We start from the raw sequence: 16,173 nt of genomic DNA on the forward strand, positions 1-16,173 counted from the left end.
ATAAAGTTGTACTTTTTTCTTACATTTAAATTCAAATTATCACATTGTCCGATTTTTACAAAAGAGATTCCCCGTTTCAGGTTATTATATCATTCAAAAAATATTTGGATGTGTTGGAACATATTCGTCATAATGATCCTTTGGATTATCGTGCCAATTATGCCGAATCCTTAATCAATTCTACTAAAAATTTTCAGGAACTGCGAGATGGTTTTACAGATACTTCCCTATTGCAAAAACATGAAGATCTTATTCGCATCTTATTATCCGATTTGTTTCCGACAGGTTTAACGAATAATGAAATAAAAACGGCAAGTATTCCGCTTTCCAATATTACTTTTAACTATACGGAAAGATTTAAAAATATTCTGAAAAATGCTGGAAAAGATTTTGAAATTACACTCCGAGATATTGATGATGACGAGTTTTATATTTTCTGTTGTTGCATTATTTTGCAATCGTATTTTGGAAAGCAGATCAGGATCACGCTTCCGTTTTATTATGACATTCCTGATAAAAAAGGAATTATAAAACATTATAAAATAACCATTAATTCAGATTTTACGGAAATATATCCTACTGAAAATGCTAAGATCCTAACCGACGATATTATAAACCTTCTGCTGGAAAATCTGGAAGACATCCATTTATGGAGAAAATATTTTCCATCAAAATCTTGGATATTAAGAGGATTTAATATTATTTCTCTGGTAGATTCTACTCCGGAAGTTGCTTTGTCGGATTTGAAATCTATTTTGATAAAATTAAATCCCGAAAATCTGTTTCCGGATGAAAATTTGAGGGAAATTTTCAAATCGTATTTTGACGTTCCGGAACTTAATTTCGGGTTGATGCTTTTCAATAGCAAAAGCCAACGTTTTGAAAAAGCTCCAGTATATGAAAATCTTTTTTCCAATTATATCCTCGATTTCTGGATAAACACGTTGGAAGAAGAAATTCGCAAGACTGCATTCAAAAATTTGCATCATAATTCCAAACCCATTGTTGTTTCCAATGTGGAAAATCTGGATGAAGAAATAAAACAGAAACTTTCTTTCAGACTATTAAAAGAAAATAATATTAATAGTTTTATGATTATTCCCATCATGCAAAACGGAGAGTTGCTTGCAATGATGGAATTTTCTTCTCCAGAACCCAACAGTTTTGATGGGCTAAAACTGAAAAGAATGGAATTTTTTGCAGATATCATTCTGTTTTCCATCAGTCGATTCAGTTTTGAAAAAAATAATCATATCGAAGCCATTATTCAGCGGGAATATACTACGATACATGATAGTGTGGCATGGAAATTCAGAAACGAAGCCGAAAAATATTTTAATGCTTCTTTGGCAAAAAAAATCTATACGCTTAAAGAGATTTCTTTCAAAAATTTAGTTCCTCTATTTAGTTTTTCGGATATTCGATCTTCTTCGGAAAAAAGATTTTTATTTATGCAGGAAGATCTCAATGAGCAAATTTCCTGCTTGTGTCATATCATTTCAGACATCGAAAATCCAGAGTCAGAAAAATACATAATGGCTCTTGAAGTTTTTAAAAATGAATTAAAACAAAATGTTCGAGCTGATACAGAGACACGCTTTCAGCGATTGCTTCGGGAAAAAATTCATCCTTTTTTAAGAGAAATCCTTCAAACAAAAATTTTAGAAGAATCAAAAAATAAGATTGAAAATTACTTCTCACAGGTTTTTTCACAGAATGAGGTTTTTTACCTTCAAAGAAAAAAACTGGATGATTCTATCATGCTTACCAACAGAAAATTAGCTGATATTCTTGATGAAAGCCAAACTAAAGCACAAGAAATTTTTCCGCACTATTATGAACGATTCAAGTCTGATGGTGTCGAACATAATCTGTATATTGGTTCTACAATTTCTCCGGAATTTTCCTATTCTTCCGAAATTGTACAGCAGCTTCGATTTTGGCAATTGAGAACGGTTTGTAAAATGGAACTGGAGTTCAAAAATTTTAAACCGGAACTTCCTGTCTATTTAGATGTTGCTTCATTGATTTTTGTTTACAGTGAAAAAATTGACATTCGTTTCCGAATGGACGAAAAACGTTTTGATGTAGACGGAGCACACAATTCTTATTATGAAATTGTGAAAAAAAGATTAGACAAAGCCCACATCAAAAATTCTAATGAAAGACTTACAATTCCGGGAAAAATTGCAATTGTCTATTTTGGTAAAGAACATGAAAAAGAATATCTGAACTACATCAAGCAATTGCAGGAAAAAAACATTCTGACATCCGAAATAGAATTTTTAGAAGTAGAAGATTTACAAGGTGTTACAGGTTTGCTTGCATTGCGGGTTTCTCTTATCTAAAGAGTCATAAAAGCATACGCAAAAGCAAGAACAGAAAGAATAATCCCTGCCATAAAAATCTTATATGTTATGGAAAGTAGCTTATATTTCCTGTTCAGAACTTTTCCTAAAAAATATAAATCTTTGGTTAAGGATTCGTAAATGTAATCCCGATCATGAGTAAGATCATTCATTGCATTTTGAAAATCTTCCAGTTTCATACTTTGAAAATTTCCGAAAAATAAAAGATTTACTTTTCTGTCTTCAATATCTTGTTGTGTAAAAGAAGATTTGGTTACTTTCGGCTTGGTGGAAAGAATCGCAAAAATTATAGAAAGTACACTGGAAAGCACCAACATAAAAGTGGGAAGAATGAGATATGAATTTTTAGGCACATCCAACTTCGGAACCAAAACACTCAAACAAACCGAAATAATAATTGCATTTACAGAAAGTAAAATATTGGCTTTGCTGTCTGCAATATCGCTCAATCGGGTATGATTATTCAGTGTTACTCGAAACAAAGTATCAACACTTCTGTCGGATTTATTATCTTTTTTCGTTTCGGAAGTTTCTTTTTTATCGTGCTTATCGTGGTCTTTTTCCAACTTCTTCATAATTTTTTTGATATTCTTTTTCTTTTCAGGTTCCCAATTTTCTTTTGCATAATCGGTGTAATACTCATGAAGATTACTTAGGACATTCAGATTTTCCTGATTCCATTCTTCATTGGTAAAGGTTCTAAAGTTGGTGAGTTCCCATTCTTTTCGGAGATTATCTGCAATATCATTGTAATGATCGCTAGAAAAATGGCTGCAATCTGCATCTTTTATAATTTTTTCCAAAAAATTTTCAGGTTTATACTGAATTTTTGTAGCCAAAATCAGTTTTGAGATCTCGGCAATATCACTCTCCGGATAATGGTTTTCCAGAAGGAAATTTCGTACAATTTCAGCTCCCTTTTCTTCGTGATTTTCAGGACTTTCTATATATCCCGTATCGTGAAACCAGAGTGCAAGCAAAACTTTTTCTTTGTCTTTTTCCGAAACAGAAGAATTTTGTAGAATCTCTTCTGCTTTATTTACAGTAAAGGTAGTATGTACAAAATTATGGTAAAGATATACGGAAGATAACTTATCTTTGAACAATCGTTCCACATGATCTTTGGCCTGGTTCAAAATACTCATTAGTGATCGAAATTTTGTTAATGTAAATGTATGAATTTATACTTGAAAAACTACTCCCGAGAAACATTCCTTTTACTGAAATTGTTCATCTTTTCCGGATTCCTTTTTTCCTGTGCTACCTATAACGTGCAAAAAGGAAAAATCGTGCAGGAAATAAAAAATTCTGAAATAAAATCTGAAAAAGAATACGAACTATTTCTTGTAGGAGACTCCGGAAATGCTGAAGAATTGCAAGCACAGCACACACTTACACATCTAAAAAGCAAACTGGATTCTGCCAACGAAAATTCTATGCTTATTTTTTTAGGAGACAATATCTATCCTTTAGGAATGCCTAAAGAAAAAGATAAAGGATATTCTTTGGCAAAAGAAAAAATGGAAAATCAGCTTTCCGTTACGAAAAATTTTAAAGGAAAAACATTGGTCATTCCCGGAAATCATGATTGGTATCACGGATTGGAAGGATTGAAAGCTCAGGAAGAATTCGTAAAAAAATATTTGGGTGACAAGAAAACTTTTCTTCCTAAATCCGGCTGTCCGATTGATGATATGGATCTTACGGATAACATAAAACTCATCGTAATTGATTCTGAATGGAGTTTGGTCGATTGGGATAAATTTCCGGGAATCAACAAAAACTGCGCTATAAAAACACGCGAAGATTTTTTTGCGGAATTCAAAGATTTGATCATCAAAAATCAGGATAAAAGGATTATTGTGGCAATGCATCATCCTATTATCAGTAGCGGAACACATGCAGGTTTCAATTCTGTGAAATCTCATATTTATCCTTTCAATATGGAAATTCCTGTTCCTATTTTCACAAGTATCATCAATATTTTAAGAAGTTCTTCCGGAGCAAGTATTGAAGACATCAACAACCGACATTATACCGATTTTGCAAATAGGATAAAAAGTATGGTTCAGGATAAGGAAAATGTGATCTTCGTTTCCGGACACGATCATAATCTGCAATTTCATACCGATGGAAATATTAAACAAATCGTAAGTGGAGCCGGCTCTAAAACAAATCCTTCTACAATTGTGGAACAAACGGATTTTTCTTTTGGAGGAAGTGGATTTGCAGTCCTTAATTTAAGAAAAGACGAAAGTTCCGATGTTGAGTTTTTCTCCACGAAAAACAATAATTTACAGAAATTGATCCAGATTTCCGTAAATCCAAAACCAAATACGTTTGAAAATACTTTCCCAAATCATTTTCCAGAAACATTCAAAGCAAGTGTCTATCACGAGAAAATGACACAAAAAAGCAAAGTGTACGAATTTTTCTTCGGAAAACATTATCGTAAATATTACGGAATTCCTATTGAAGCACCAGTTGCCAATCTTTCTGAACTAAATGGAGGATTAATTCCCGGAAAAGAAGGAGGCGGAAACCAGTCGAACAGTTTACGACTAAAAAATAATGAGGGACAAGAATTTGTAATGAGAGGCATAAAGAAAAGTGCTGTCCGTTTTCTGAATAATCAGGCTTTCAATAAAAGTACATTCGGAAATGAGCTGAACGGAATTTTCCCGGAAAGATTCTTAATGGATTTCTATACCACCAATCATCCTTTCACACCTTTTTCTGTAGGAAATCTGGCTGAAAAAGTAGGAATATTCCACAGCAATCCAAAGTTGTATTACATCCCGAAACAACAGGCTTTGGGAAAATACAATAAAAATTACGGAGACGAATTATACATGATTGAAGAACGTTTCTCTACAGACCCAAAAACGTTGCAATCTCTCAACAATGCTACGGATATTCTTTCGACTGACGATGTTATAAAAAATTTGACGAAAAGTCCGAAATATTCTATGGATAAGGAATCTTACATTCGTGCAAGAATTTTTGATATGCTGGTCGGAGACTGGGATCGCCATTCCGATCAATGGAAATGGGCAGAATATAAGAACGGAGATAGCGTAATTTATAAACCTATACCTAAAGATCGGGATCAGGCATTCAGTAAATACGATGGATTGGCGTTTTCATTTATTATGACCTTCCCTGCAATTCGGCATATGAAAACGTTCAAAAATGATCTTAAAAATGTAAAATGGTTCAATACCGAGCCTTATCCTTTGGATCTTATTTTTGCAAAAAATTCTACACAAGAAGACTGGATACAGCAAGCAAATTATATTCAGCAAACTCTTTCTGATACCGATATTGACAATGCTTTTCATAATTTGCCTAAAGAAATGCAAGATGAAACCATTACCGATATTCAGAAAAAATTAAAATCACGAAAAAAAAATCTGGAAACATACGCACGAAAATATTTTGATGTTCTTCAATATAAAGTTCCTTTAACGGGAACGGTAGATCGTGATAAATTTGTTATCGTAAAAAATAAAAACTCAGTTGAAGTAAAGCAATACAAAATCGGCAAGCATAAAGAAGATCTGGTTTTTGAGAAAGTATATGATGATGCTAAAACTAAAGAACTCTGGATTTATGGTTTAGAAGATGATGATGTTTATGAAGTTTCAGGAAACGGAAGTCCTAAAATCAACATTCGCTTAGTTGGTGGGAACAATAATGATACGTATACTATTACAAATGGTAGAAAAGTAAAAATCTACGATTTCAAGTCTCAGAAAAACACCTATGATACTGACAATTCTACAACAAAAAGAATAACAGATGATTATGAAGTGAATACCTATAACTATAAACATCCGAAACACAGCTATTCAACGGCAACCGGTGCACTTGGTTATAATCCTGATGATGGACTTATTCTCAGTTTTGTCAATACTTATGTTATCAATAATTTTATTCGAGATCCGTTTTCACAGAAGCATACTTTGAAAGCCAGCTTTTATACCGCAACTAATGGCTTCAATCTTATGTATCAGGGAATTTTCAAAAAAGCAATTTCCGATTGGGATTTTAATTTGAATGCAAATTATACTACTTCACTTTTCACTTATAATTTCTTCGGACTATCCAATGAAAGCTATTACAATGATGAAGAATCTGAAGAATCCTATAACAGGGCAAGAATTTCCCAATTCCGCTTTTCGCCGTCAATTTCCAAAACCAACTGGATGAATCTAACCCACAAATTTCAGCTTACTTTTGAAAATAATAAGGTACAGAAAAATGAAGATCGCTTTGTAGTGGTTTCTCCGGATGTAAATCCTGAAGTTTTTAAAAATCAGCAATTTGGAGGAGCTAATTACAGCTTTAGCTTTCAAAATGCAGACAATAATTCTTTCCCGAAAATGGGTATGAATTTTATCTTGAGTGCAGACTGGAAAGCCAATCTTTCGGAATTCAGAAGGAATTTTTTAACTCTAAAAGGAAACTTGAATGTAGACCACAGAATTGATAAAAAAGGAATTTTCGTTTTTGCCAATTCTATCAACGGAATGTGGATCAGCTCCAACAAATTTGAATTTTATCAAAGTGCGAGTATTGGTGGAAACAACGGTTTACGATCTTTTAGAAATGAGAGATTTTCAGGAAAGTCATATTTAGCGAACAATTCAGAAATCCGCTGGAATTTTGGAAGAATAAAAAATCAGGTTGCTCCTGCCAATCTGGGAATTGCTTTAGGATATGATTTTGGCCGAGTTTGGAATGATGGTGAAGATTCCAGAAAATGGCATCAATCAGTCGGAGGTGGAATTTGGATCAATGTTCTGGAAATGCTTTCCGCAAGAATCAATTATTTTACAGGTTCGGACGGAGGAAGAATTTCGGCAGGTTTGGGAATGAATTTTTAGGAACTAACCCTTTCAAAGTTTTGAAACATTGAAAGGGTTAGTCTTTTTTCAAAGAAAATTCGTATACATTTCCCCCTGTATTTTTTTCCTTTTCATCGGCAATAAGTAAGGTGGAATTATTTAGAAAAACAGCAGCTTCTTTCTGCGAATTATCATTCAGAGGAATTTTTTCAATTTTTGACGAACTAAAATCATCTGCTGAAAACCCTGAAAGCAAATGTATGTTCTTATGTGTGAGTAAAGCAATCTGGTTTTTAGTATTAATACTTGCAGAAGTGATGGCCGCATCGTTATAACCACCATCCAATTTCAGTTTTCCAATTAATTTTGCTTCAAAATTTCCTTCTTTATTCGGAATTTTAAATACAAGAAAAGTTCCGTCAAAACCTTTGCTTCGATTTTTGGTAAAAAGATAAAAATTGCCATTCTGTTCTACGAAGGCCTCGCAATCATACAACCAATCCGATTTTTTAGGAGGAAATTCCGTTTGTCCTTCGTAATGAAATTTTGTGGTCTGGATTACTTTAGTCGTTTGTTTCGAATCATTATTAATATCCAATTTCAAAATTGAAAGATCCTGCCTGTCATTATCATTATTTCCGAAATCCCCGATGTAAATATTTCCTTCGGAATCTTTCGTAATATCTTCCCAATCACGGTTTTCAGCATTTTCTACAACAATTTCAGACTCCAAATTACCGTTATCAGTAATCTTATATATACTGTTTTTATTTCCCTGATCTTCAATTGCATATATCGCTTTTTGATCTTTGGATAAAGTAATTCCGGAAACTTCCTTCAGATTTTTTGGTAAAGCAAATTTCGCTTTCAAAGTATCTGTTTTCGGAGTTTCATTTTGGCTTTTAGGATTACATCCCACAAATGCAAGAATAATTGCTATTGGTAGATACTTTTTTCTCATTTTTTATTGATTAGTTTTGCTTCGTCCCAAAGAACATCCATTTCTTTTAGCGTTAAATTTTCCAGTTTTAAATTTCTCTCCAAAGCCAATTCTTCCATTTTCTGAAAACGTGAAATAAATTTGAGATTGGTTCTTTCCAAAGCCGAATCAGGATTGATGCCTGTAATTCTCGCATAATTAATTAAAGAAAAAAATACGTCTCCCAATTCTTCTTCTTTTTCTTTTTCGGTATTGGCTTCCAAAAATTCTGCAAATTCTTCTTCTACTTTTTTCCATGCATCATGCTCATTATCGAAATCGAAACCGATCCCTTTTACTTTATCCTGAATTCTGTATGCTTTCACCATACTTGGCAAACTTTTCGGAACTCCGGAAAGTATGGATTTATTTCCTTCCTTCAGTTTTAGTTTTTCCCAATTTTGTTTCACTTCCTCCTCATCTTTTACTTCTATATCACCATAAATATGCGGATGGCGGAAAATCAATTTTTCATTTAAAGAAGTAATAACATCTGCAATATCAAAACTTCCATTTTCAGAACCTATTCTTGCATAAAAAACCAAGTGCAGAAGAACATCTCCTAATTCCTTTTTTATTTCTTGCAAATCTTCATTGAGAATAGCGTCTGAAAGCTCATACGTTTCCTCCAAAGTAAGATGACGCAGCGATTGCCAAGTTTGCTTTTTATCCCAAGGACATTTTTCCCGCAAATCATCCATAATATCGAGGAGCTTTCCAAACGCTTCCAGTTTCTGTTCTTTGGTGTTCATAAATTCTGTAGTTAGAATCAGATATAGATTTAAAATAAAAAAACTTTATCAAAGTTCCGAACTTTGATAAAGCTATGCAAACAAAATATTTGTAATATTTATCCTTGTTTTCTATGTGTACTTTTAGGAGCAGATTTTGCAGCAGCAGTAGCTTTTACTTTAGGAGCTAACGGTTTATCTGCTTTAGGAGCTGCTTTTTTTGCTTCTGCTTTTTTTTCTGTTTTCTCTTCTGCTGCATTTGCAGATTCTGCTGTTTCCGGTTCAGCTTTTACAAAACTTTCCGGTGTAATATATCCTGCTTTGTTCAGAATATTGTACCATTGAGCAAGTTTTTTAATATCAGAAACGTACACTCTTTCTACATCATAATTTGGCAAAGAAGTGTCCATAAAACTTTTCAGTTCTTTTTCATCAGATTTATGAGAAATTGCTTCTTTATAATCATTATTTTTTGCAATATTTTCAAAAACCTCAAATAGTGGCACCTCTTTATCAAAAGTATAAATGGAAATATTATCCAACAAACTTACCTGGGAAGAATTTCCTATACTTATTTTCTTTTTCGTGATTACATCTTCAATGATAAACCCGTTTCTTAATTGGGAAACGAGCTTGTAAAGCCCCGGTTTACCGGAAATGGAAATAATTTTTTCTAACTGCATGTTTTTTATATTTCTTTAATTTAAAATAAATCTTTATATCTATTTCGAGAAACGCATTTTATAATTCGTATTAACGTCTCCTTGTGAAATTTTACTTAGCTTTCCTTTTATAAGTTTCTTTTTCAATACACTAAGATGATCCGTGAAAAGCACACCTTCAATATGATCATATTCATGCTGAATAACACGAGCACGAATATCGGAAAAAGTTTCCGTATGCTTAACGAAATTTTCGTCAAAATATTCTATTAAAATTGTTTCCTTTCTTTTTACATCTTCCCGAACATCCGGAATAGAAAGACATCCTTCATTGAATTTCCATTCTTCCCCACTTTCTTCCAAAATTTTTGCATTGATGAAAACTTTCCTGAAATCTTTCAGCTCATTTGCGATATCTTCATAATCTTCATCTTCAGCTAAAGGTGAAACATCCACAACAAAAAGACGAATATCCAGTCCGATCTGCGGTGCAGCCAGACCAATACCATTTGCATTGTGCATCGTTTCAAACATATTGTTGATAAGATCCTGCAACTGAGGATAATTTTTATCAATTTCCAGACCTTTCTTTCGAAGAACAGGATCTCCAAATGCTCGTATCGGTAATATCATTTCTGCTTTTGTTCTAAAAAATTTTGTAAAATAATTGTGGCACTTACTTTATCTATCAAACCTTTCTGTTGCTTCTGTTTTTTACTTTTTCCACTTTGACTGATAAAAAAAGAGGCCATTTTTGACGTAAATCTTTCATCCAGTCTTTCTACGGAAATATGTGGAAAATCAATTTTGAAATTCTCTATAAATTTCTGAATATCCACTTCAATCTCAGAAATATTTCCTTTCAAATCTGTAGGAAGACCAACTACAATTGTCTCCACATGATTTTCTGCAAAATATTTCTTCAAGAAAATCATCAGAACAGAAGTTTCCACTGTTTCCAAAGCACTTGCAATAATTTGAAAATCGTCCGTTGCAGCAATTCCACAACGCGCTTTTCCGTAATCAATCGCAAGAATTTGTGCCATAAGTTGCAAATTTAGTAAAATTAAAACTAAAACAACAATGACTCCCTAAAATAAGGAAGCCATTATGTTCTAAATTTTGAAAAATATTATTTAATTAATTTTTCTGTATCCTTTTCCAAAGAAAAAGTAAGGGTATCACGGAAAAGATTGATTGCCTTTACAAAAGATGGCATTGAAAATCCACCTTCCACCATAAAATAATAAGAAACGCCAAAAGTTTTGGAAGGTTCATCATAATCCATTTTTATAACAGCAACCTCCTGATTGATTATATTGCATAATTCATAAGCTTTTAGGCTGGTTGCATTACTGCTCGCCGGATAAACCCCTGAAAAAGTAATGTAACCTTTAGATTTGTCGTTATAAATATTCCATGTAAAAGTATTTCTGATTTTGATATAATCATCACCAGTTTCTTCAACTGTAAAGCCCGCATCTTCCACTAAACCTTTTAAGCTAGTTAGTGTTATTTCATCTTTTTTTATAAACCTTTGAGCGGAAACCATTATTCCTATCCCAAATAGTAATACAAATAGGGTCTTAAAAATAATAGAATTTTTCATTTTTATTTTTTTAAATAATATTTAACAAATATATTTGAAAATATTTTATCTGAAATACATTATTAATATTATTATTAAGAAATATGAAAAGGTTATTACTAATACGCCATGCCAAAAGTGATTGGACACACGATGTTTCGGATTTTGACAGACCATTAAACGAAAGAGGACATAAAGATGCTCCTAAAATGACAAAATTTTTAAAAGATCAGGATATTGATATTCAACATTTCATAAGTAGTCCTGCAAAAAGAGCTTTAACAACTTGCCGATACTTTGCAGAAACATACGGAAATTCTAAAATACAGAAAGCAGAAGATCTGTATGAGCCTCATTATGAAGATTTTGTAAATACTATTTTGAATATCAAGGATGAATATTCAAGTGTTGCTCTTTTTTCGCACAATTTTGGAATCTCAGAATTTGCCAGTTCTCTTACGGAGAACATGATACAATTTCCAACATGCGGTGTAGCTATTTTGGAAATTAATTGCGAAGAATGGTCGCAATTTGAAGGAGCTGATAAAAAATTGTTGCATTTTTTTATTCCTAAAGAAATTTAAAAATATTGCTTTCAATATAATATAGATGAACACGCTTTAGTAGCGTGTTCCTACATTGAGTAGATGAACATGTCTAATATTGTGTTCCTACATTGATTAAATCATTTTGTCCTTCTCAAATCCAAATCCTCAAAATCAAAACTAAAATCGGTACTTGGCGAGATGGGTTTCATCTTTGCAGAAACAGCCTTGCCGTTTTCGTCAAAATTAAATGTGATAAAAGCATCTGCATCATAACTTCTATCGTCCCAAACCGCAACAAATGTATTTCCTGAATATGGAAGCAATTCTCCTTTCAGTTTTGGAGAGTTTTTACAAGAAATTCTTAAATCACCATCCTGAACAAAAACATCTACATCTCCAAACCAAGCGTCTGTATAAGTTCCTAAAAATTGCTCCGTTTTAGGCAAAAGCATTTTGTTTTTAGAAAACTCCTGAGATTTTGAAAAAATTTCTTTTTTATTTTTTTCTATTTCGGTTTGATAAGCTATCATCCGATCTCCATATACTTTCAGCCAGTTTCGGTCTGCAATTCCAAGATAAGAATCTTTAACAGTATTGGTAATGGTATTGAAAGCTGATCCGCTTTGCTGATTAGTAAGAACTACAATTCCCAGTTTTAGATCAGGAATCAAAGTAAATTGAGTTACGGTTCCAATCAATCCACCAGTATGCTGAATCTGTTTATGTCCTTTTACATCACTCAAAAACCAACCCAAACCATATCCGTAAAAAGAAGAATCGTAAGAATTTTTTAGAGCAACCGGAATAGGCTGCTGAATTTGCCACAATTGCTGGATCTGCTTATCCGAAACTATTTTTTTTCCATCTTTTGTCGTAAATCCGTTCATCAAAAATTCTGCCCAAGAAAGCATATCTTGAACGTTACTTATAATTCCACCGGCTGCATTTGCACTTTCGCTCCAGTCGTGGGAAATTTGAGTTGCTTTTCCATTTACAGGAGCATGAGCATCAATAATATTGGCGACAGAAGCTGCTTTTGCACGCGAATAACTTCCATAACTGAAATTCATGCCGATGGGTTTAAAAATTCTTTTTTCTATAAATTCTGCCCAACTCATCCCGGAAATTCTATGGATAATTTCTCCGGCAACGATATACATGATATTGTTGTAATCCATCTCATTTCGGAAAGGATGTTCCGGTTTCAGATAACGGACATTGCGTACAATATCATTTACGCTTAGATTTCCACCTTCAGGAAAAAACATCAAATCCCCTTCTCCTAATCCTAATCCTGATCTGTGTGTAAGCAAATCTTTTACTGTAATTTCCTGCGAAACGTAAGGATCATGCATCTGAAATTCAGGGATGAATTTTGAAACTTTATCGTCCCAATTCAACCTTCCTTCATCTGCTAAGATTGCTAATGCGGTACAAGTAAAACCTTTTGAATTGGAAGCAATTCCCACCAAAGTCTGGTCATTCATCACCAAATTATTGGAAAGAGAACGTACACCAAAACCTTTAGAATAGATTATTTTTCCATCTTTTATAATTCCGACGGACATTCCCGGAACGTCAAAAGTCTTTAATGTATTTTTGATGAGTTCATCTAATTTTTTCTCCTCAACTTGTGCATAAAGCATTGAAAAGGAAACAAAAAAGAACATAAAAAATAGTTTATAGTTCATCCTAATTTTTATTTTACCAAATATAATGAAAACTTGAATTGATTAATTTAAGTTTTATAACCTTTTTTATAGATGAAATCTGTTTAGATTCCATTTTTTCCATGTAAATTTGTAGAAATCGTAAAAAGTAAATGGAAAGCAAAAAAGATTTTTTTTTAGAGTGTTATAAACTTGGGATTATAAAATTTGGACGATTTACCCTTAAAAGTGGCATCGAAAGCCCATTTTATGTAGATCTTCGTCCACTTGCATCCGAGCCTAAAATCCTGAAAAATCTTGCCGATTACCTTCTCGAAATGTTGCCATTGGATAATTTTGATCTGATTTGCGGAGTTCCTTATGCTGCGCTTCCAATGGCAACCGCAATGTCTCTGGAAAGCTACATCCCGCTAATTATCAAAAGAAAAGAAGCAAAAGAATACGGTACAAAAAAATTGATTGAAGGAATTTTTAAAAAAGGACAAAATTGCCTTTTGGTAGAAGATGTTATCACGTCCGGAAAATCTCTTTTGGAAACCATTCCTGAAATTGAAAACGAAGGCATTTCGGTCTCTGATATTGTAGTGGTTTTGGATAGAGAACAAGGTGGAAAAGAACTTCTGGAAAGCAAAGGCTATCGTGTACATACTCTTTTTAAAATTTCCGAAATTGTAAAACTTCTCGAAGAAGAAAATCATCTTACTATTGATGAAGTGGAAAGAATCAACGATTTTCTTGCCGGAAATGTGATAAAATTTGAAGAAACAAAAAGACTTTCCTACGAACAAAAACTGGAAAAAGCTGAACATTCCGTTTCTAAAAAACTTCTGAAAATTGCCATTGAAAAAAAATCTAATCTTATTGCTTCCGCCGATGTTACCACAACACAAGAGCTTTTGGATCTTGCAGAAAAAGTAGGCTCCCATATCGTAGCCTTGAAAACCCATATTGACATCATTACCGATTTCAACTACGAAAAAACCATACTTCCTTTAAAAGAAATTGCTTCAAAACACCATTTTCTCTTGATGGAAGACCGCAAATTTGCCGACATTGGAAACACTCAGGAATTACAGTTTTCTTTTGGAATTTACAAAATTTCCGACTGGGCAGATTTTGTAACCTCACAGGTAATTGGCGGATACGCTTCTCTTGACTGTTTCAAAAATGTAGGTGTAGTTGCTATTCTCAGCATGTCTTCTAAAGGAACATTAACCGATAATCATTATTTTGAGGAAGCTCAAAAAATAGCACTTTCGCATCCGAATGTAATTGGCGGGGTTTCCCAAAAACAAATTTCGGAAGAACTTTTACTTTTTACACCTGGTGTAAATCTGGATGACAAAGGCGATGGAAAAGGGCAACAATACAATACTCCGGAACATGTTTTTAAAAATCTGAAAACCGATTTTATAATCGTAGGAAGAGGAATTTACGCTTCCCAAGATTCTGAAAAATTTGCATCAAACTATAAAATTGTTGGTTGGAATGCGTATTTGGAAAGTTTAGATGGTAATTAAAGTAATTTTATACGGGTTTATTGAAATATCTTTTTTTTGATGAGGAACTTTTTCTTTTTCTGAATTTCTATTTTTCTGAATTTCTGTCTTTTTGATTTTTTGAATTTCCGTTTTCCCGACTTTCTGACTTTTGCAGACCTCCTGACTTTCTGCTTTTTACTGTTCTACACTTTTGCATTTCCACATTGTCACCCTGAGCGGAGTCGAAGGGTTGTTTTTCTGAATTTCCGTCTTTCCGATTTCTGCGGACTTGCAAACTTCCCGACTTTCTGCATTTTTACCGTTCTACATTTTTGCATTTTTGTAAATGCCCCTATTTGTTGGACATTTTTAGCTCTATTATTTTGAAATATTCCAACTCTTTTCAGGTTATTTCTGATCCTCAAATAAACTGTAAAATCTCTTTACCAAAGTAGGTTTGAAAGTGTACATCGCTGTTTTGGTAATAGGCGCTTTCACATCCAGCTCGTACCAAGGCGAAATTTTTTTGTTGAAAGGATTTTTTATAATGTGGATATCTTGTGCAGGCATATAACTTTCGGCTAAAAGATAGAGCTTTTTTCCCTCTTTATTTTTAGAAATTCCTACAATAAAAACCGAATGTCCCGGACTTCCCGGAGTGATGAGAAAATCTCCCGTTTTTATATCCTCATTCTGGGTAATGGCAAAAGATTCCCGGTCCAAAGAAATAGTTCCTGCATAATTGAACACCAAATTCAGATAATTTCTAAAATTTGCGTAAGAATCATCATATTTATTTGTGGAATAAAACTTCACCTTGTTTCCTACTTCGGATGCACGTTCTCCTTTTTTGTAATCGTTCCAAGAAATTGTTTGTCTGCTGGTAAGCTGAAAGCTGATTTTATCATACTCTTTCTCCGCCCAAAGATATTCTGCATAAAGACGCATCCAAGAATCGGCGCACTGCTGCAGATCTTTTCCACCTACATCAATTTTTAATGTAGCGGCGCGATGCTTCTGATATTCTACAGGAACAAGCTCGTAATCACGAATCGGAAAATCTTCCGGATATAAAGGAAAATTTGAAAGAAAATCGCCAAAAGAACCCTCTTCTTCCTTCACCCAAGAATATCCGGCTGGTGGAACAAATCTGGCTTTTACTGTTGCTTTATTATAATCTACATCCAAGCCTTCCGTAGTTTCTTCTATAATCTGAGAAAAAGAAAAAGAAAAAAAAATGAGAAAAATAAAAGCTGATATTTTTGTCGCCAACCTCAAAAATTTAAATTTATTCA

The 16,173-nt window shown here is 33.3% G+C and carries 14 protein-coding genes; 4 read left to right on the plus strand and 10 right to left on the minus strand.

Features of this window, described 5'->3' with window-relative positions; translation table 11 throughout:
• Positions 1-44: 44 nt before the first annotated feature.
• On the plus strand, positions 45-2,348 hold the full coding sequence (locus AC2A1C_RS02325) for a GAF domain-containing protein (RefSeq protein WP_484023070.1): 2,304 nt from the start codon (positions 45-47) through the stop codon (positions 2,346-2,348).
• Here AC2A1C_RS02325 and AC2A1C_RS02330 read toward each other — a convergent pair.
• The gene (locus AC2A1C_RS02330) at positions 2,345-3,514 is read right to left on the minus strand and encodes a Pycsar system effector family protein (protein ID WP_484023072.1); all 1,170 of its coding nucleotides are present in this window, start codon (positions 3,512-3,514) and stop codon (positions 2,345-2,347) included. The two genes, AC2A1C_RS02325 and AC2A1C_RS02330, sit on opposite strands and share 4 nt — an antisense overlap.
• Positions 3,515-3,544: 30 nt before the next feature.
• Here AC2A1C_RS02330 and AC2A1C_RS02335 point away from each other — a divergent pair, with 30 nt between their 5' ends.
• A complete protein-coding gene (locus tag AC2A1C_RS02335; RefSeq protein ID WP_484023074.1) occupies positions 3,545-7,258 on the plus strand; it encodes a metallophosphoesterase in 3,714 nt (1,237 codons plus the stop codon).
• Positions 7,259-7,295: 37 nt separating this feature from the next.
• On the opposite strand, the gene AC2A1C_RS02340 is transcribed toward AC2A1C_RS02335, so the two are convergent.
• The 6 genes from AC2A1C_RS02340 to AC2A1C_RS02365 all read right to left on the minus strand — a co-directional run bounded on the left by AC2A1C_RS02340 (position 7,296) and on the right by AC2A1C_RS02365 (position 11,200).
• Positions 7,296-8,180: a hypothetical protein gene (locus tag AC2A1C_RS02340; RefSeq protein WP_484023076.1), complete on the minus strand. Its 885-nt coding sequence runs from the start codon at positions 8,178-8,180 to the stop codon at positions 7,296-7,298.
• Complete coding sequence (gene mazG / locus AC2A1C_RS02345) at positions 8,177-8,950, minus strand: nucleoside triphosphate pyrophosphohydrolase (RefSeq protein WP_484023078.1); 774 nt, start codon at positions 8,948-8,950, stop codon at positions 8,177-8,179. The genes AC2A1C_RS02340 and mazG overlap by 4 nt, the downstream gene beginning before the upstream one ends.
• A gap of 98 nt (positions 8,951-9,048) precedes the next feature.
• Positions 9,049-9,612, minus strand: coding sequence for a DUF5606 family protein (locus tag AC2A1C_RS02350; protein ID WP_484023080.1), 564 nt, complete (start codon positions 9,610-9,612; stop codon positions 9,049-9,051).
• 39 nt (positions 9,613-9,651) lie between these two features.
• On the minus strand, positions 9,652-10,224 hold the full coding sequence (def, locus tag AC2A1C_RS02355; RefSeq protein WP_484023082.1) for a peptide deformylase: 573 nt from the start codon (positions 10,222-10,224) through the stop codon (positions 9,652-9,654).
• Positions 10,221-10,637, minus strand: coding sequence for a Holliday junction resolvase RuvX (gene ruvX, locus AC2A1C_RS02360; protein WP_484023083.1), 417 nt, complete (start codon positions 10,635-10,637; stop codon positions 10,221-10,223). Before ruvX ends, def begins: the two co-directional genes overlap by 4 nt.
• Before the next feature lie 86 nt (positions 10,638-10,723).
• On the minus strand, positions 10,724-11,200 hold the full coding sequence (locus AC2A1C_RS02365) for a hypothetical protein (RefSeq protein ID WP_484023085.1): 477 nt from the start codon (positions 11,198-11,200) through the stop codon (positions 10,724-10,726).
• Between the two features lie 83 nt (positions 11,201-11,283).
• On the opposite strand from AC2A1C_RS02365, the gene AC2A1C_RS02370 reads away from it, so the two are divergent.
• Positions 11,284-11,763 (plus strand): SixA phosphatase family protein, encoded by a 480-nt coding sequence (locus tag AC2A1C_RS02370; RefSeq protein ID WP_484023087.1) that lies wholly within the window; start codon positions 11,284-11,286, stop codon positions 11,761-11,763.
• A gap of 101 nt (positions 11,764-11,864) precedes the next feature.
• Here the strand turns inward: AC2A1C_RS02370 and AC2A1C_RS02375 are convergent, their stop codons facing one another.
• Positions 11,865-13,418 (minus strand): serine hydrolase, encoded by a 1,554-nt coding sequence (locus AC2A1C_RS02375; RefSeq protein ID WP_484023088.1) that lies wholly within the window; start codon positions 13,416-13,418, stop codon positions 11,865-11,867.
• Between the two features lie 131 nt (positions 13,419-13,549).
• Between AC2A1C_RS02375 and pyrF the strand changes: the two genes are divergently transcribed.
• The gene (gene pyrF / locus AC2A1C_RS02380) at positions 13,550-14,917 is read left to right on the plus strand and encodes an orotidine-5'-phosphate decarboxylase (protein WP_484023090.1); all 1,368 of its coding nucleotides are present in this window, start codon (positions 13,550-13,552) and stop codon (positions 14,915-14,917) included.
• A gap of 67 nt (positions 14,918-14,984) precedes the next feature.
• Here the strand turns inward: pyrF and AC2A1C_RS02385 are convergent, their stop codons facing one another.
• Both AC2A1C_RS02385 and AC2A1C_RS02390 read right to left on the minus strand, forming a co-directional pair.
• Positions 14,985-15,173 carry a hypothetical protein gene (locus AC2A1C_RS02385; RefSeq protein ID WP_484023091.1) on the minus strand — a complete coding sequence of 63 codons (189 nt, stop codon included), beginning with the start codon at positions 15,171-15,173 and terminating at the stop codon, positions 14,985-14,987.
• 113 nt (positions 15,174-15,286) lie between these two features.
• Entirely contained in the window at positions 15,287-16,150 is an 864-nt protein-coding gene (locus AC2A1C_RS02390) for a DUF4846 domain-containing protein (protein WP_484023092.1), read from the minus strand.
• Positions 16,151-16,173: the final 23 nt, after the last annotated feature.

The sequence above is a fragment of the Chryseobacterium sp. HNCC26DJ241 genome (assembly GCF_057180505.1).